The 17807-nt window shown below is 27.4% G+C and carries 16 protein-coding genes and 2 pseudogenes; 3 read left to right on the top strand and 15 right to left on the bottom strand.

Annotation, left to right across the window (positions count from 1 at the left end; translation table 11 throughout):
* Nucleotides 1–6: 6 nt before the first annotated feature.
* The 15 genes and pseudogenes from C7380_RS01810 to C7380_RS01745 form a co-directional block, all read right to left on the bottom strand.
* Nucleotides 7–1446: an NAD(P)H-hydrate dehydratase gene (locus C7380_RS01810; RefSeq protein ID WP_109603778.1), complete on the bottom strand. Its 1440-nt coding sequence runs from the start codon at nt 1444–1446 to the stop codon at nt 7–9.
* A gap of 148 nt (nt 1447–1594) precedes the next feature.
* On the bottom strand, nt 1595–2848 hold the full coding sequence (locus tag C7380_RS01805) for an adenylosuccinate synthase (RefSeq protein ID WP_109603777.1): 1254 nt from the start codon (nt 2846–2848) through the stop codon (nt 1595–1597).
* A gap of 12 nt (nt 2849–2860) precedes the next feature.
* Nucleotides 2861–4153: an adenylosuccinate lyase gene (gene purB / locus C7380_RS01800; protein WP_109603776.1), complete on the bottom strand. Its 1293-nt coding sequence runs from the start codon at nt 4151–4153 to the stop codon at nt 2861–2863.
* Nucleotides 4154–4155: 2 nt separating this feature from the next.
* A complete protein-coding gene (locus C7380_RS01795; RefSeq protein ID WP_109603775.1) occupies nt 4156–4581 on the bottom strand; it encodes a hypothetical protein in 426 nt (141 codons plus the stop codon).
* Nucleotides 4582–4727: 146 nt separating this feature from the next.
* Entirely contained in the window at nt 4728–6005 is a 1278-nt protein-coding gene (locus C7380_RS01790) for a Glu/Leu/Phe/Val family dehydrogenase (RefSeq protein WP_109603774.1), read from the bottom strand.
* A gap of 278 nt (nt 6006–6283) precedes the next feature.
* Nucleotides 6284–6715, bottom strand: a complete 432-nt coding sequence (locus tag C7380_RS01785; RefSeq protein ID WP_109603773.1) for a SoxR reducing system RseC family protein — start codon at nt 6713–6715, stop codon at nt 6284–6286.
* A gap of 5 nt (nt 6716–6720) precedes the next feature.
* Nucleotides 6721–6909, bottom strand: a complete 189-nt coding sequence (locus C7380_RS01780) for a hypothetical protein (RefSeq protein ID WP_109603772.1) — start codon at nt 6907–6909, stop codon at nt 6721–6723.
* Nucleotides 6893–7444 (bottom strand): RNA polymerase sigma factor, encoded by a 552-nt coding sequence (locus tag C7380_RS01775; RefSeq protein ID WP_109603771.1) that lies wholly within the window; start codon nt 7442–7444, stop codon nt 6893–6895. Before C7380_RS01775 ends, C7380_RS01780 begins: the two co-directional genes overlap by 17 nt.
* A 122-nt stretch (nt 7445–7566) precedes the next feature.
* On the bottom strand, nt 7567–8742 hold the full coding sequence (locus C7380_RS01770; RefSeq protein ID WP_109603770.1) for an ABC transporter ATP-binding protein: 1176 nt from the start codon (nt 8740–8742) through the stop codon (nt 7567–7569).
* Complete coding sequence (locus C7380_RS01765) at nt 8735–9757, bottom strand: ABC transporter ATP-binding protein (protein WP_109603769.1); 1023 nt, start codon at nt 9755–9757, stop codon at nt 8735–8737. Before C7380_RS01765 ends, C7380_RS01770 begins: the two co-directional genes overlap by 8 nt.
* 14 nt (nt 9758–9771) lie before the next feature.
* A pseudogene (locus tag C7380_RS13820) lies at nt 9772–10518 on the bottom strand (ABC transporter permease); the annotation flags it as partial.
* 456 nt (nt 10519–10974) lie between these two features.
* A pseudogene (locus tag C7380_RS13815) lies at nt 10975–11106 on the bottom strand (ABC transporter permease); the annotation flags it as partial.
* Between the two features lie 7 nt (nt 11107–11113).
* Nucleotides 11114–12151, bottom strand: a complete 1038-nt coding sequence (locus C7380_RS01755; RefSeq protein WP_109603767.1) for an ABC transporter permease — start codon at nt 12149–12151, stop codon at nt 11114–11116.
* 73 nt (nt 12152–12224) lie between these two features.
* Nucleotides 12225–14090: an ABC transporter substrate-binding protein gene (locus tag C7380_RS01750; RefSeq protein ID WP_109603766.1), complete on the bottom strand. Its 1866-nt coding sequence runs from the start codon at nt 14088–14090 to the stop codon at nt 12225–12227.
* Nucleotides 14091–14417: 327 nt separating this feature from the next.
* The gene (locus tag C7380_RS01745) at nt 14418–15116 is read right to left on the bottom strand and encodes a hypothetical protein (protein WP_109603765.1); all 699 of its coding nucleotides are present in this window, start codon (nt 15114–15116) and stop codon (nt 14418–14420) included.
* 81 nt (nt 15117–15197) lie between these two features.
* On the opposite strand from C7380_RS01745, the gene C7380_RS01740 reads away from it, so the two are divergent.
* Genes C7380_RS01740 through C7380_RS01730 form a run of 3 tightly spaced genes read left to right on the top strand, consistent with a single transcriptional unit; the run spans nt 15198 to nt 17796 of the window.
* Entirely contained in the window at nt 15198–16100 is a 903-nt protein-coding gene (locus C7380_RS01740) for an RluA family pseudouridine synthase (RefSeq protein WP_109603764.1), read from the top strand.
* Nucleotides 16101–16126: 26 nt separating this feature from the next.
* Nucleotides 16127–17383, top strand: coding sequence for a DUF5693 family protein (locus C7380_RS01735; protein ID WP_109603763.1), 1257 nt, complete (start codon nt 16127–16129; stop codon nt 17381–17383).
* 14 nt (nt 17384–17397) lie between these two features.
* The gene (locus tag C7380_RS01730) at nt 17398–17796 is read left to right on the top strand and encodes an ATP-binding protein (protein WP_109603762.1); all 399 of its coding nucleotides are present in this window, start codon (nt 17398–17400) and stop codon (nt 17794–17796) included.
* Nucleotides 17797–17807 lie beyond the last annotated feature (11 nt).

Raw genomic sequence — 17807 nt, 5'->3', positions numbered from 1 at the left:
ACTTTCTTAAATTAACTCTTTAATTGTTTTATATATGTTATTTAATATCAAAATTGGAGTCATATAATTTGATGTATATTCTTCTTGTAACTTTCTTCCTGTTTTATATAGTATATAAGTAGATATTATTGAAGATTCCATCAAATTACAACCTTGAGCTGAAAATCCTCCTATCAAGCCAGATAAAAGATCTCCAGTTCCACCTTTAGATAAAAAACTTCCTCCCAAAACATTAAAATAAGTATTTTGGGAATCTGTTATTATATTCGTTGAATTTTTATACAAAATATTGCAATTTAAATTTTTACTTAATTCTTCTATTTCATACACAGTCTTTATTTTTTGATCTGTAAATTTTTTTATTTCTCCAGGATGAGGAGTTATTAGAATATTTTTTCTAAGTTTTTTATTTTTTATTGCATATAAAGCATCGGCATCTAATATTATTTTTTTCTCCGTATAATTATCTATTATTTCATTAACAAATTCTATTGAATTTTTTGTTATACCTGGTCCAATTATTATAGTATTTGCAGCTTTAAGGTCTTTATTTATAATTTCTAAGTCTTCTTTTTCAAAATAATCTTTATCTAAACTTCGATAAATAACAGATGGTTCTATATTTATTATACTTTCAGTTCTATTTGGAGTTATCAATTGAACCATACCTGCACCACTTTTTATTGCCCCTAAAGCTGTTAAAACAGAAGCTCCCGGATATTGGACACTACCAGCCAATATGCATACTTTTCCATAAGTGAATTTGTTTGAATTCTCTTTTCTTAAAGGAAAAAAATTTTTTACTTGTTCTTCATTTACGAGCTTTCTAGTATATCTTTCTTTAAAAAAAGATAATTCTACCAATTTTAAATTCCCTATATAATCAATTGCTGGGTACATTATATGACCTATTTTAAGATACCCAAAAGTTATTGTTATATCAGCTTTAAAAGCATCTCCCATAATTTCTCCAGTATCGGAACATATTCCTGAAGGTATATCAACTGATATTTTTTTACAATTTATATTATTTAATTTATCTATCAATATTTTGGTATCTTCTCTCAATTCACCTTTTAAGCCATTTCCAATTAAACCGTCTATTATTATATCATAATCGCCTATGCTTTCAATTCCCACAAAGTTAACATTATAATTCTTGGCTATTTCTATTTGTTTTTTCATTCCAAGACTACATTTTTCATAAGTACCATTCAAATAAGCATCAGCTTTTATACCAAAATTTTTTAAAAGTCTTATAGTCGCAAGAGCATCTCCACCATTATTACCAGTACCACATATTGCTATAACTTTTTTAGGATTTAAATCTTTTATTATTTGATAAATTGAAAAAGCTGCTTGTTCCATCAATGTTTCTTCTTTTATTCCAGTTTGTATAGTTTTTAAATCTGTTCTTTTAATTTCTTCAGAATCTAAAATATACATAAATACGCCGTTATATAAACTTAATAACTATTATAGTCTTATATAACGTCTTCCCTCCTTAATTTAATTTTTATATTTTAATATAAAAATACTCTATTTAATTATACAATAAATATAAAAAAATCGGGTCTCATAAGACCCGATTAAATTACATATCAAGAATTAAACTATTTTTTGAACACATTTCCTCTGTTTTTGGACCATAAGATATATAATCAATTTTTATACCTGTGTTTTCTTCAATATAAGTCATATATTTCAAAAAATTAACCTCATTTGTATTTTGCCAACCGTCAAGTTCTTCATAAATTGGTTTTGCCTTAAAAAAATCAGCCGAAGATGAAGGTATATCTTTCACTTCTCCATCAACTTCATAAGATGTACAAACTTTTATTTTGTCATATCCATTTAATACATCAGCCTTTGTAATTACAATAGAAGTTAATCCTGATCTTATTTTCGCATATCTCATAGCCGGTAAGTCCAACCATCCTACTCTTCTTGGTCTACCAGTAGTAGCTCCAAATTCATTTCCAAGCTTTCTCATCTTATCTGCTTCTTCACCAAATAATTCTGTTGGAAATGGACCTTCTCCCACTCTTGTAGTATAAGCTTTTAAAACGCCGTATACTTCATCAAGTTCAAATGTTGAAAAACCAACAGATGAAACTCCATGGGCCATACAAGCTCCTGAAGTTACAAAAGGATATGTACCAAAATCAAGATCGAGAAGAACTCCCTGTGCGCCTTCGAATAATACTGATGTACTTCTAAAAACATTTCCCATTTCAACTGCACTTGCATAATTTACTTTTAATTTCTTTAAATCTTCTCTTTGTTTTAAAAGATATTCATATGTATCTTTTGCATTATTTTTTATTCTTCCAGAATAAATATTATTTTTGAGATAGTATATATCTTCAAGTCTGGATTTTAAAACCTCATCATCAAATATATGATATAATTTTATACCCTCTCTTGATACTTTATCTGTATATGCAGGACCTATTCCTCTCTTTGTAGTTCCTATAGGTTCTCTTCTCATACTTTCAATTAATTCGTCTTCTTCTTTATGCCAAGGTAAAACTATAAAAGCTTCAAGATCTATATAAAATTTTGAAGATATCCCTGGAAAATCATTTTCAAGAACATTTAATTCTTTTATTAGTTGTTCAAGATCTATAACCATTCCTGCACCTAAAAAACCTTTAGAATCAGAGTCAGGAACTATTGAAGGTAAAAGATGATTTACATATTTCTTACCTTTATGATATATAGTATGTCCTGCATTCGAACCACCTGAAAATCTCACTATCCATTCAAAATCTGATGAAAAATAATTTACTACCTTTCCTTTTCCTTCATCGCCCCATTGCGATCCTACTATAGCTACTTTTTTCATAGAAGTACCCTCCTAAAAATCAAATCTTTTATATATTTCTTCTATATTTCTTAAGAAGTAATTATTTGAAAATAATTCATTTATTTCATCTGAATTCATTTTTGTATTTATTTCAGATTCCTCTTTTATCACTTGTTTAAAATCTTTTCTATTTTCCCAAGCATATAAAGCATTTTTTTGAACAAGTTTATAAGCATTTTCTCTTGACATTCCTTTTTCTATTAACCCTAAAAGGACTCTTTGAGAATATACAAGATTATATGAACGTTCAAATGTTTCTAACATTCTATCTTCATTTACAACTAAATTTTTTATCAAGTATATTGCCTTATTTGTTATATAATATGCGGTCATACATGCATCTGGAATAAATACTCTTTCTGCCGATGAATGAGAAATATCTCTTTCATGCCACAAAACTATATTTTCATAACCAGTTATTGTATATGATCTTAACATTCTTGCCATTCCTGTTATTCTTTCACATATTATAGGATTTTTTTTATGTGGCATAGCTGAAGAACCTCTTTGCCCTTTTTTAAATGGTTCTTGAACTTCTAAAACTTCTGTCTTCTGTAAATGTCTTATTTCAGTTGCTAATCTCTCTAATCCACTTCCTAAAAAAGAAAGAGCGTTTAAAAATTCTGCATGTATATCCCTTGGAACAATTTGTGTAGAAACTTTGGTTGCTCTTAATCCAAGTTTTTCAAGAGCTACTTTTTCTACCTCAGGAGATATATTAGCGTAATTTCCAACCGCTCCACTCAATTTACCTTGTGATACTTGATATATTGATTTTTTTAACCTTTCCATATTTCTTTCGGATTCTGCTAAAAATGAAAGTAATTTTAATCCAAAAGATGTAGGTTCAGCATGAATACCATGAGTTCTTCCAACTGTAATAGTATTTTTGTACATCAAAGCTTTTTTTTTGAGTACATCTATAAACTTTTCATATTCACGAATTATCATTTCGCCTGCTCTTTTCATGGCTAATGCCCAAGAAGTATCAACAATATCAGATGAAGTAAGTCCTTTATGAAAATATCTTGCTTCATCTCCCATTTCATCAGTAACTCCTTTTATAAAAGCAATTACATCATGATCTACTACTTTTTCAATCTCAAGAATTTTTTCTACATCTATCGAAGCTTTTTTTCTTATTTTTTCTGAAGTTCCTTTTGGTGCTTGATTAAAATCTTCAAATGCTTCAATAACTGCAAGTTCAACTTCTAACCATCTTTCATATTGCTGCTTTAATCCCCAAATATCTTTTATTGGAGATAGCGCATATCTTTCAATCATATTTAACCCACCTTTTTTGTTGAAAATAAATCTCTTATTCCTATTATAAATATAATTACACCTATTATAATACCAATATTATTATTTCTTAAAGAAGCCACAAGACTTCCCATTCCATAAGCATTTAATCCCCAAGAAATTATTAGTATAAATCTTTTTTCTATTTTAATACTTATAGAATATATTAAAGCTGATATATTCATCAATAAAAAAAACATAGATACATCTACTGATTGTATATAGCCAAAAAAACTAAACATAACTGACACAAATAAAAGCATATTTATCATTTTATCTTTAATATCAAATTTATATGCCATCAAAAGTACTAAAGAACCAATTAAAACCGATGGTAACCAATAATAAATATTAGTTAAAAAAAATCCTATAATGAGATTAGCCAAAACAGAGATTAAAGTATAAGCCATTTTTGATTCTCCTTTATAATTATAATTTAATTTTAAGTTTACTCATTAATTTTTTGTAAAAAAATGCAACAAGTTATTTTATCATAAAATTATTATTTTTTCAATAAAAAAAGGTTCCGATTACTCGGAACCTTTTTTTATTTTCATCAAGGATATATTCCTCTCAATTTTGTCGCTGTAGCAACTCTCTCAATTGCTATAACATAAGCTGCAGATCTCATATCTATTTTATATTTTTCCATTGTATCTATGACATCATAAAAAGCCTTTTTCATTTTTCTATGTAAAGCTTTTCTAACATCTTCTAATTCCCAGAAATTCCATTGTAATCCCTGAACCCATTCAAAGTAAGATACTGTAACTCCTCCTGCATTCGCAAGGAAATCTGGTACTATAAATACACCTTTTTCTAACAATATTTCATCAGCTTCTGGAGTTATTGGTCCATTAGCTCCTTCAACTATTAATTTAGCTTTAACATTATCTGCATTTGCAGCTGTAATGGTATTTTCCATAGCAGCTGGAGCCAATATATCTACGTCTAAAGAAATTAATTCTTCATTAGTTATTACTTTATATTTTCCATCATGTACATCACATATTCCTGCTTTTCTTGAAAGAACTTTTTCTTGTAAATCTTTTAATTCTTCTGCTGAGAATCCTTCTTCTTTATATAAACCACCTGTTATATCACATATTGCAACAACTTTCATTCCAACTTCTTCTACAGTTAAAATGGCTGCGTATGATGCAACATTTCCATAACCATGAATTGCTACTTTTATATCTTTGTTTTCTTTATTACATTTTCCATTTTTTCTTAAATAATTTGCTCCTTCTTCAATACATATTCTAACACCTCTTCCAGTTGCTTCAGTTCTTCCGAGTGAACCTCCAATTTCTAAAGGTTTACCTGTAACTATTCCTAAAGCAGTATGTCCTACATTCATAGAATATGTATCCATAAACCATGCCATTACCTGACCATTTGTATTAACATCTGGTGCTGGAATATCCTTATCTTCCCCTATTATTATCTGAATTTCGGAAAAGAATCTTCTTGATAATCTTTCAAGTTCACCATCTGATAAATTTCTTGGATCTACTGTAATTCCACCTTTTCCTCCACCATATGGTATATCAACTACGGCTGCTTTCCAAGTCATCCAAAAAGCAAGTGCTTTTACTTCATCAAGATCAACATTTGGATGGAATCTTATACCACCTTTTGCTGGTCCTCTTGCAACATTGTGCTGTACTCTATGACCTGTAAATACTTTTACAGATCCATCATCCATTCTAACTGGGAAATTAACTGTTAATTCTCTCTTTGGATGAATTAAAACATCTCTCATATCCTGATTTAAATCCATGATGTCCGCTGCTTTATTAAATTGTCTTACAGCATTTTCATAAAGGCTCATACTAATAACCTCCCTGAGAATTATTATCGTTGTTGGGATAAATTCTTTACACAACTATTTTAGAACTTTTAACTTAAAAATAAAAGTCTTGTTTACTATTATGTGAAGAAAATAAGAAGAATTAGAGGTAATTATTGTTTAATATATGAATAATATTCAACCGCATGAAATTTTTTTCAAGAAAAATATTTCATTTTTTAAAAATTAGTTTAAAAAAAATACCTGTAAATATTTTTTGTTAAAAAATAAGTGTTTTACAGGTATTTTTAGATTATGAATTATTTTTCAGGTAATATTATGTCTTTTTTTTCAATTATTTTAGGTAAATATTTATCCTTTAATTTTTTCTTATCATATATTCCTATTATCACATAAGTCAAGAGCATTGTAGAAAACCCTATCAAGAAAGACAATATATCTGAAAAACCTATAATATTTAATATTATAGATATTGCCATAAATATTATCAAAGGTATTCCATATACCAAAAAAGATAATTTTGAAACAGAAACTTTTGGTAGTTCAACTAAAACAATATCTCCTTCTTTTAAATTCACAGATTTGTTTTTTAATGCTCTTAATTTCAAATCTGGAGTTCCAGTTATATTACAAGCTCCGTGCAAAGAACATTCAGAACATTCGCCTGCTCTATTGGTATTTAAATAAACATAATTTGAATCCATATCTATAACAGTCATCATTTCAGTCATTTTTTTCACTCCTCATATTTTTTTAAATGCATTTTTTGTCTAACTCTACTTATTGTATCAATATTTTGACATTCAAAATATTTTTCAAGAGCTTTTTTATAAACTATTATAGTTTTTTGACATCTATTATTTAAATCTTTTATATTTATTTTACCATCCAAATAATCATTAAGATAATTATCCATTTCCTTCATTTTGATCCTCCTCTATTATTTTTTGGAGTTTTTTTCTTGAATAATGAAGTCTACTTTTAACAGTACCAACAGGTTTATCAATTATTTTTGATATTTCATAATATGATAATCCCTCTATATCTCTAAGTTTTATTATAGTTTTATCCAAAGGTGGTAATTTTTCTATAGAATTTAATATAAATTCATAATCAATTTCATCAAAAACATCTTTTTCAACATTTTCTTTAGAAGTAAATTTATTTTTTTCTAAATTAAAATCAAGTGACAAATAATTCTTTTTTTGTTTTTTTAAATAATTTTTAGCCGTATTAACTGTTATTTTGTATATCCAAGTTGAAAGTTTAGATCTTTGTTTAAATCCTTTTATACCTCTATATATTCTAACATAAACATCTTGAAGTGCATCTTCAATTTCATCTTCTTTTAAATAACTTCTTAAAAGACCATATATTTTAGATGCATATTCATTATACAATGTCTCAAATGCTTTTTCATCGCCTTTTTTTAAAAGTTGTATAAATTTATTTTCATTCATTTAGACCACTCCTGAACGATTTTTGTTCAATTAATAATATTTTCATACTTCATTATATCATTTTATAAATTAATTATAAAAACTCTTCTAATGTAAATAGTATACATTAGAAGAGTTTTATTTTAGCCATTGAATTCTCCAGAAAAATGACATGAAACAAAATGTCCTGGTTCTTTTTCTATTAATTTTGGTTCTTCTTTTTTACATATGTCTTTTGCTATAGGACATCTGGTATGAAATCTACATCCAGAAGGTGGATTTAGAGGACTCGGTACATCACCTTGTAAAATTATTCTTTTCTTTTTATGTTCTGGATCAGGTACTGGAATAGCTGACATTAAAGATACCGTATATGGATGTAATGGCTTAGAAAATAGTTCTTTTTTAGTTGTCAACTCTGCTATTTTTCCAAGGTACATTACAGCAATTCTATCTGATATATGTTTTACTACCGCTAAATCATGAGCTATAAATATATAAGTTAAATCAAATTCTTTTCTTAAATCATCCATAAGATTTATTACTTGAGATTGAACAGAAACATCTAAAGCGGAAACCGATTCATCGGCTACTATTATCTTAGGATTCAATGCTAAAGCTCTTGCTATTCCTATTCTTTGCCTTTGTCCACCAGAAAATTGATGTGGATATCTATATATATAATCTTTGGATAAACCTACTTTCTCAAGAAGATCTGTTACTATATTTGATACATCTTTACCTTTCGCAAGATTATGTGTTGTAACACCTTCACTTATTATATTTTTTATTCTCATCCTTGGATTTAATGAAGAATAAGGATCTTGAAATATGATTTGTGTATCTTTTCTGAATATTTTTCTTTTTTCTTTTAAATTATCTCTATGTAATTTTTTTAATCCATGAAACCCTTCTTTGAAATATATCTCTGCATTATTAATATCAACTTTCGATTCTAATTTTTTTATAACTTCATCCTCTGTTTTTAATTCCATTTTTAATTTTTCAAATCTTTTTACATAATATTCGTTAATATACTTATTTGCTTGATTATTTTTCATGAACCATGTTGTTGTATCTTGTCCTTCAAGACTTATTCTTCCTTCTGTGGGATCATATAGTCTTAAAATAGACATTCCAGTGGTACTCTTACCACAACCAGATTCACCAACTAAACCCAAAGTTTCTCCGGGATATACATTAAAGCTAACATCATCAACAGCTTTAACATTGTTTACAACTCTTTTAAATACACCTGCTCTAACAGGAAAGTATTTTTTTAAATCATTAACTTCTAATAAGGGCTGTTTTTTATCCATTGTTTTCACCACCCTTTACTTTAGATATTTCTTTTTCTAATTCTTCTATTCTCCAACATCTTGAAAGATGTTCACCTTCTATTTTTGCAAGTTCTGGATGTTCATTAACACATTTTTCATTAGCTAAAAAACATCTATTGGAAAATTTACATCCTTTAGGAAAATTCAATGGATTTGGAACAGCTCCAGGTATTGCCCAAAGTCTTTCTTTATCTAAATCAATTCTTGGTATTGAATTCATAAGACCCCAAGTATATGGATTTTTAGGATGTTTAAATATACTTACAATATCACCTTTTTCAAATACTTCTCCACCATACATGACTATTGCTCTATCGGCCATTTCAGCTACTACCCCTAAATCATGAGTGATAAATATAATAGCCATTCCATAATCTTTTTGTAACTGCTTCATCAACTCTAATATCTGTGCTTGTATAGTAACATCTAAAGCAGTAGTTGGTTCATCAGCTATCAATATATCAGGGTCACAAGATAAAGCCATTGCTATCATAGCTCTTTGCCTCATTCCTCCAGATAATTCATGAGGATATTGATCTATTCTTTTAGAAGGTTCAGGTATTCCTACTTTTTGTAATAATTCTATAGATCTTTTTTTTGCGTCTTTTTCAGATAAATTCATGTGTAATCTTATCATTTCACCTATTTGTTCTCCAATTGTAAAAACTGGATTTAAAGCTGTCATAGGTTCTTGAAATATCATCGCTATTTCATTTCCTTTTATTTTCCTGTATTCACTTTTAGAAAGATCTTTTAAATTTTTACCTTTAAAAATCATTTCTCCTTCTGGTATAAATCCATTTTCATCGAGAAGATCCATTAAAGATAATGAAGTAACAGATTTACCAGATCCAGATTCACCAACAATTGCCAATGTTTCACCTGGAAATAAATCAAAATCCATTCCATTAACTGCTTTAACTACACCATCTTCTGTCTTGAAATATGTTTTTAAACCTTTTATACTCAATAAAGGTTCTTTATTATCTATCATATATACACCTCTCTTTACATTCTATTCTTAGGGTCAAATATATCTCTTAAGGCATCTCCAACAAGATTCCACCCTAAAACAAATAGTATCATTGCAACACCTGGAAAAACTACGGTATACCAATACTGTAAAGCATTAGAACCTCCTCCAAGCATCCAGTTTCTTGCATAAGAGAGTATAGAACCCCAATCAGCATATCCTTGAGGTGCTCCTAATCCAAGGAAGCTTAATCCTGAAGCTGTTATTACCATACTTCCTATTCTCATAGTGGCCTGTATAACTACAGGAAATATTGTATTGGGTAATATATGCTTTATTATTATTTTCCAATTTGGTACTCCCAAAGCTCTTGCCGCTGAAACATACTGTTCATTTTTTTCTTGTAATATATTACCTCTTATAAGCCTTGCTGTAGCCATCCAAGTAAAAACCATCATGGCTATCATTACTTTGTCAATTCCAGTTCCAAGTATGGAAGTTAAAACCATCGCCGATAAGATGAAAGGTATACTTAAAAATATATCTGTAATTCTCATAAGAACTTCATCTACCCATCCACCAAAATAAGCTGAAACTGATCCAATAAATAAACCAACTAAAGTAGCCACTGTAACCACTGATAAACCTATTTTGAAAGCCGTTCTCGTTCCCCATACAACACCATAAAATATATCTCTTCCATTAGATATTCCAAAAGGATGTTCTTTAGAAGGTGGCTGTGGTTCATTCTGTAAAGTTTTTAATGGCATTATATAAGGGTCAAATTGTATATTATTTATATAAAAACTTTGAAATTCATCATATAATTTTTTGCTTTGAGATAGAAATTTATTATCTTCTAATTTTTCAAGTTTTTCTATTTTTTCTTGATATTCAACTCCCATATTATAGTTTCTTTCATACCTTTTATACTCTTCTTCAAGATTTTTAATAGCTTGTTCAGTATTTTCTTCTATTAAAGTTGAATAAGAAATATCTATTATATACAAATCTGTTAAATCATTTATTGTACCTTTCAATTCTTCAAAAGAAAGATCACCTTTTTTATATGAATCCATATCATTTTTTAATGATTTTATAGTATCGAAATCCATCATATAAAATCCAAAATAAAGATCTTGAAATCCCTTAAAATTTCCTATTATAGTTTCTCTATTATTTAAATCCCCTTCATCTATTAATTGTTTTATATTGCTTAGATCTGAATCCTGAGGGATATCAGGTGGCTGTATTATTGGAGCTAATATAGCAATAACAATAAAAAATGATACTAATATAAATCCAACTATTGCACCTGTATTGCTAAATAGTTTTTTTAATGTTCTCTTAACTTCTTCTTTATTCACCATCTTCACCTCACTCGAGTCTAATTCTTGGATCTATAACGGCATATAATATATCTATTATAAGATTTCCAACTACAAGAATTAAAGAATAAAATAATAGACTTCCCATTATAGATGAATAATCTAATTGGGTAGCCGCATCGGCAACAAACTTTCCAAGACCTGTTCTGTTAAAAATGGTTTCAACAAACACTGTACCTATAAATAATCCTATTACCATCGACCCAGCTACTGTTGTAACTGGAATTAATGCATTTCTTTTAGCATGTTTGTTTATAACAACCTTCTCAGATAACCCTTTTGCCCTTGCAGTTCTTATATAATCTTTTTTTAGAACTTCAAGCATAGCAGATCTAGTTATTCTAAGTAAAAATGCCCACCAAAGATATGCAAGAGTTATAACAGGAGCAATTATATGTCTTAAAGCATCAACAAATATATCAAATCTTCCATTTATTAATGCATCTATAGATATTAAATTTGTTACATTTTTAAATGAGTCTGATTTTATAACTTCATCAGCCCATTGACTTAGATTTCCTGGTGGAAACCAACCCAATACCCCATAAAATACCATCAATATTATGAGTCCAAATACAAAATCTGGTAATGACCATCCAACTAATGCAAATATTCTTATAAAATTATCTGTAAAAGAATTATGTTTTACAGCAGCTTTAACTCCAAGCCATATTCCTACAAAAATTATAGGTATAATTGCATATAAAGCTAATTCAATTGTATAAGGAATTCTTGATAATATAGCACTTCTAGTTGGTTGTTTACCAACAATAGACCATCCAAGATCTCCTTTTAAAGTATTTCCAAGCCATTTTACATATCTTATTGCTAAAGGATCATTTAGACCATATTTTTCTTTTATATTATCAATTTGTTCATCATTTAATCTATCAAGTTGGGATTGAGGTATATATGCTGCAACTAATTTATCCTCTCCCAATAATTGCATCATAGAAAAAACAATCAAAGTTACCCCCAACATTATTATAGGAAGCATCAAAATTCTTCTTATGATATAGGATGTCAAAAAATTCACCTCCAAAAATAGATTGAGGGGAGAAACGCCAATGCGCCCTCCCCTCTTTTTATTTAATTTTTAATTATTCAGCTTTGTACATTGGGTAGAAGTATTCATTATTTCCTTGCATTGGATTTCTTGACCATCCCTTAAGCCATGTTCTCATAGCTTTTCTGGAATATACTTGATAAGTTGGAATATTTATAGCATTGTCTACAACAAAGTCTGTTATTTTTTCATACATAGCCTGTCTCTTTTCTGTATTTGCTTCTTTTAAAGCCATATCTATATAGTCATTAAGAGATATTCCTCCAAATGCTGCCTGTGGTGTTTTTGCAAATTTGGCATAATCTTCGCCCATAAATGCTCCATAATATCCAGCATCAGAATTATAATATGTTGCAATAAAATTATGTGGATCTGGATAATCTGCTTGCCATGAGAAGAAGTTTATTGGCGCTGTTTTTGATCTTCTTTGAGCAACATAATCCGCCCATTGTACAGCTCTAACTTCTACTTGGAATTTTGGATTTATTTTAGCTAAGTTATCTCTTAAAATTTCCATTGCTGTTTTTCTTGTATCATTACCTGAATTATATGTAAGAGTCATTTTAAATCCTCTGTTCCATAACTGACCTCTATAAGCTCTCTTAAAATAAGATGTTGCTTTATCAAGGTTAAATTCAGGTTTATCGGAATTTTCTGAATATCCTAATAACCCTTTAGGTAATGCAGATGGTATTTGTAAACCCTGTCCTTCAAGAGTCATTTTTATAAAGTTCAAATAATCAAATGATGCTTGAAATCCCTTTCTTACATTAGGTTCAGCAAAGAAATTTATAGGTATTCCTTGTCCATCGAGTTTTCCTGATCCTATATATTTAGAATCTGGATTTATGGTCCATAAAACACCTATTACATCACTCGAAATTGTAGTTAAACCTTCTACTGTAGTTATACCCTCTTTTTCTCTTCCTCTTAATTGAGACATATACTGTTGATCTGGAGTTAATATATCAACATCTCCTGCTTCAAGTGCTGCTTTTGAAGTTGACCATTCTTCCATAACTTGAATGATAACTTTTTCAACCTTTGCAGGTTCTCTCCAATAATCATTAAATCTTTCTAAAACAACTTTTCTTTGTGTTCTATCCCATTCAACGAGTTTGAATGGTCCTGTTCCCATATAATTTGCATAGAAAGTAGCATCTTCTGTTCTTAAATTATGCCATTTCCACCATCCATCAGCTTTACCATCCCATGCACCTTGTTCTTTAGCCCATTTTGCATTGGTTATAGTACTCCAATTTGAATTCTGAGCTAAAACATTTAAAAAAGGACCATAAGGCATAGCTAATTTAAATGTAATCATATCTCCATTAACTTCTACTACTGGATCTATGACTTCTTCATAAAATTTTATGAGCTTATCTTTGTACATAGCTTTTGGTTCATTATTTTCATCAAAAATATCTGCCCAATCAGCTGCACCAACATATGAAGGAACTAAATCTTCTAAGTATTGAACTCCTGTTAATGGTTCAAGTAACATCCACATTGGTCCTCCAAATTGAGAAGCTAAAAGATTTCTTTCAAAAGAATATTCAACATCTTCTGGAGTTAAAGTTTCACCATTGTGGAACTTTACTCCTTTTCTAATTTTGAAAGAATAAGTTAATCCATCTTCACTCATTAATCCATTTTCAACTGAAGGAACAACAGTTGACAACATAGGAATAAATTTAGTTAAATGTTCACCATCATAAGCTATTAGATTTTCACTTATATTATTTATAACTTCTCCACTTGCATTATCATATGCATATGCTGGATCTAATGTTTCAGGTTCTCCAATAACACTCTTTACTATAACATTAGGATTTTTAACAGCTGCAAAAGATAACACAAGAGCTGTTAGCATTAAAAAAACCAAAAATGTTTTTCTCATTCTTTTCCCCCCTTGAATTGGCTATAAGTTAATATTATATTCTTCTTTATTAATTTTATACATTTAATTATTAAATATATTTAAACTTTGCTCATATTTATTTTACCATACTATTTCTTAAAATGCAAATATGTTAAAAATAATAGAACATTATTTCTTTTCGATGTACAAAAATATGAAAATATGAACATTGCAAAAAAATTCAATGATATAAACGTTAATGAAAAATAATTCATTTTTAATTATGTTTTTTAATAATAAATTAAATAGTATGTTGATACACTTATGAATAAAAGAATAAAAAAAATGATTATATTAAAAATATAATCATTTTTGTGTATTATTTTTTAAAATATTAAATATAATATCTCTATATTTTTCATTTATTTTGATATATTTTTCATCTTTAAATATTATCTTTTCTTTGCTTAACGGCGAATTTCTTATGCAGGCACTAACCAACGCTGAAACAGATTTAGGACCTTTTAATTTCAATTCTTTTATAATTTCTTTGCTTTCCATACTCCCTTTTTTTGATAAAAGTTTCATAAATTCTATAGTCAAAGGTTTTAATCTTTTTAAATATGCCCTTATTTCATGTTCTTTCCATATTTCTCTTGAATTATCTTTCATAAGATCTTTAATTACTTTTATTCTCTTTTTTATATTTTCATTCAAAATATAAAATAATATTTTAGAATTTATATTAGAATTTTCTATAAAATCTATCATTTCATCGAAATCTTCATAACCTATATTTAGTTTTGTTTTTTCTTCTGCATACTTTAAAATTCCATCTTTATAAGAAAGACTGAACAAAAAAAAGTATCTTTGAAGCATTTTTTCAAAAATATATTCTTTTATTTCTATTTCTTTTAAAGTTATTACATAATTATTAAGTTCTCTGAATTCATCTTTAGTTTTTATGCCTTTTATAACTAACTCATTAAGTTTATCTTTATTTTCTTGAGTTAATATATCTTGTCCTATAAAACTCAAAAGAGTTTCAAGCGTTTTTTTTATCATAAAATTTTCCTCCTGTATAATTTGTTCTGGTATAATTGTACAAGAATATATACAATTATAACATCATATGGAGGAATTCGAATGAAAAAACAAATTATTGTCGATGAAAATAATTACTATAAGAGATTAGATAAGCTGTTAAGGTTTAATTTTCCAAAAATAAAATTAGGTTCAATTTTCAAGTCTATAAGAAAAGGTCATGTTTATGTAAATGGTAAGAAAATTAAAAAAAATGATTTTAACATTTCCATAGGAGATTCTGTTGAAATAGAAATTATTGATGATAAAAATATGATCAGGCCTTTAAAACCTTCAATGAAAGCAAGACCTTTAGATTTTGAAATAATATATGAAAATGACGATTTTTTAGTTATAAATAAACCTTCTAAAGTTTCAATGCATCCTGGACAAGGAGAACAAATGGTTACAATAATAGAAGGAGTCAAATATCATGCAAACGATTCTTATGATCCTCATTTAGTTCATAGATTAGATAAATTAACTTCTGGAGTCTTAATAATAGCTAAAAATAAAAATACTTCAAGATTATTATCTGAAATAATTCAATCAAGGAAAGCTAAAAAATATTATTTAACTCTTTTAAAAGGCACTTTAAAAAATAAATCAGGAGAATTAAAAAGTTTAGTTGATTCCAAAGAAGCTCATTCAGAATACTCTGTTTTAAAAGAATATGAAACAAATTTAGGATTTTTTTCTCTTGTAAAAGTTTTAATACATACGGGTCGAAAGCATCAAATAAGAGTTCAATTTTCTGAAATAGGTAATCCAGTACTTGGAGATGATCATTATGGAGATAGAGCTTTAAATAGAGAAGTTAAAAACAATTATGGATTAAGAAGGTTTTTTTTACATGCCTATAATTTAAAATTCAATTTTAAAAATAAAGATTATGATTTAACAGCAGAACTCGATAAAGATTTAAAAAAGGTTTTATCCAGAATCGAAGAAAATTCTATAAAATAATTTTGTAGATTTATAAAGGTGATTTTATGAATAAAAAATTTAAACGCTATGTTTTTATATTTACATCTTTTATTGTTTCATGGTTTGTAATTTATTCTACTTATTTTGATATGAAAAATATATCAAAATATACTTTTTTGCCCAATCTAAACGAACTTAAACAAATTACAATAGAAGATTATAATTTTTATGAGTTCAAAAATACCGCTATTCTCAAAAATGCGTCTAAAAATCCTATAAAAACACTAGAAAAAATTTCAAATTCATTTCAAAAAATTCTTATAATAGAATTTTCTGATTTTGATAAACAATTTACAAATATAAAAGATGATATAAAAAAAACAAATTTAGATAAAATTAATTATTCTCATTTTATAAAATATGATGAAATAGAAAAATATGATGATGGAATAATTATTCAAAGATTTATAAGAGCTTTAAAAGAAAGAAAAATTAATTATTTTATTTTTCCAAATCATCCTCGAACAGAAACTATAAAAAAAGAATTAATAAGCAAATTAGGCGAGCCATCGAATATCACCTCTATTAAAACTTATACACCTAATAAATATTTTAAATTTTTATCTTTTGGAACTATCATAATCATAATGAGCCTTTATTTACCATTATCAACACCTATATATATTATATTGTACATTTTTTTTCATAATTGGTCTTTTGCATTTGCTGGAATTATATTTTCTATAATCATATATTACAAAATATCTAATAAAAATTTAATAAAAATCCTACCTTATTCTGTTGTTTGGGGAATATTGATCTATATGAGTGGCTATGATCCTTACTTTATTTTTAAATTGAATAATATAAGAGGCATTAAATTATTATTGTTAACACTACCTTTTCTAATTTTTATAAAAAATATAAAAAATATTTCATTTGATAAATTAAAAAAAAGTGATATAATTTTATTGTTATTAATATTTTTTTCTGGAATAATATATTTATTAAGAAGTTCTAATTTTGGTTTTGTGATGAATACTGAAAGAAAGATAAGAGATTTTTTAGAAAAAACGTTGATTGCAAGGCCAAGAACTAAAGAGTTCATATCTTATTTTTTCTTTTTTGCTCCTTCAATAAAAGGAAGAGAAATAGTCTGGGAACTATCAAGATCTTTATTGATTGTTTCTGTCATAGACACTTTTTTGCATATTCATACTCCAGTATATCTAGGAATAATAAGAACTTTTAATGGTTTTTTTATTTCTGTATTAATCTTAACCATATTCAATGCATTAAACCAGGCTAAAAAGAAAATTTAGCGGGGGATAATATTATGGATTTATCATTAGATTTTAAATCAAAGCAAGATATCAATATTAATTTGAAAAAATTAAAAAAAAACATATCAAATATTTCTCATAATGTTTATTTTATATTAGATTTAACTCTTAATGAACTCGGAAGTAATACCTTCAAACATGGTTTTGATGGTAAAGCACGATTAGTATGTGAGGGAAATAGATATTTGCTTGAGTTTGAAAATGTTGGAGAAAAAATTCCAGATAATTTTTTAAAATTTGAAGATGGCGATTTTCAAATAAACAATTGTTTAAAAAATGGTAATGGTTTAGGGTTATTTATAATAAAAAATTTAGTGGATAATTTTGAATATGAACATAAAGATGGTAAAAATTATATAAGAGTATTAATAAAAGAAGAATCATATAAATAAAAAATTGGAGT

This window comes from Oceanotoga teriensis, assembly GCF_003148465.1.
Classification (GTDB): Bacteria; Thermotogota; Thermotogae; order Petrotogales; family Petrotogaceae; genus Oceanotoga; species Oceanotoga teriensis.
The sequence above is the reverse complement of the archived record's forward strand: the minus strand, read 5'-3'. Positions and strand labels throughout refer to the sequence as shown.

Bases quoted from the DNA above. Each gene is read 5' to 3' on its own strand.
- C7380_RS01810 (WP_109603778.1), bottom strand. From the start codon at position 1,446: ATGTATATTTTAGATTCTGAAGAAATTAAAAGAACAGATTTAAAAACT.
- C7380_RS01805 (WP_109603777.1), bottom strand. From the start codon at position 2,848: ATGAAAAAAGTAGCTATAGTAGGATCGCAATGGGGCGATGAAGGAAAA.
- purB (WP_109603776.1), bottom strand. From the start codon at position 4,153: ATGATTGAAAGATATGCGCTATCTCCAATAAAAGATATTTGGGGATTA.
- C7380_RS01795 (WP_109603775.1), bottom strand. From the start codon at position 4,581: ATGGCTTATACTTTAATCTCTGTTTTGGCTAATCTCATTATAGGATTT.
- C7380_RS01790 (WP_109603774.1), bottom strand. From the start codon at position 6,005: ATGAGCCTTTATGAAAATGCTGTAAGACAATTTAATAAAGCAGCGGAC.
- C7380_RS01785 (WP_109603773.1), bottom strand. From the start codon at position 6,715: ATGACTGAAATGATGACTGTTATAGATATGGATTCAAATTATGTTTAT.
- C7380_RS01780 (WP_109603772.1), bottom strand. From the start codon at position 6,909: ATGAAGGAAATGGATAATTATCTTAATGATTATTTGGATGGTAAAATA.
- C7380_RS01775 (WP_109603771.1), bottom strand. From the start codon at position 7,444: ATGAATGAAAATAAATTTATACAACTTTTAAAAAAAGGCGATGAAAAA.
- C7380_RS01770 (WP_109603770.1), bottom strand. From the start codon at position 8,742: ATGGATAAAAAACAGCCCTTATTAGAAGTTAATGATTTAAAAAAATAC.
- C7380_RS01765 (WP_109603769.1), bottom strand. From the start codon at position 9,757: ATGATAGATAATAAAGAACCTTTATTGAGTATAAAAGGTTTAAAAACA.
- C7380_RS01750 (WP_109603766.1), bottom strand. From the start codon at position 14,090: ATGAGAAAAACATTTTTGGTTTTTTTAATGCTAACAGCTCTTGTGTTA.
- C7380_RS01745 (WP_109603765.1), bottom strand. From the start codon at position 15,116: ATGATAAAAAAAACGCTTGAAACTCTTTTGAGTTTTATAGGACAAGAT.
- C7380_RS01740 (WP_109603764.1), top strand. From the start codon at position 15,198: ATGAAAAAACAAATTATTGTCGATGAAAATAATTACTATAAGAGATTA.
- C7380_RS01735 (WP_109603763.1), top strand. From the start codon at position 16,127: ATGAATAAAAAATTTAAACGCTATGTTTTTATATTTACATCTTTTATT.
- C7380_RS01730 (WP_109603762.1), top strand. From the start codon at position 17,398: ATGGATTTATCATTAGATTTTAAATCAAAGCAAGATATCAATATTAAT.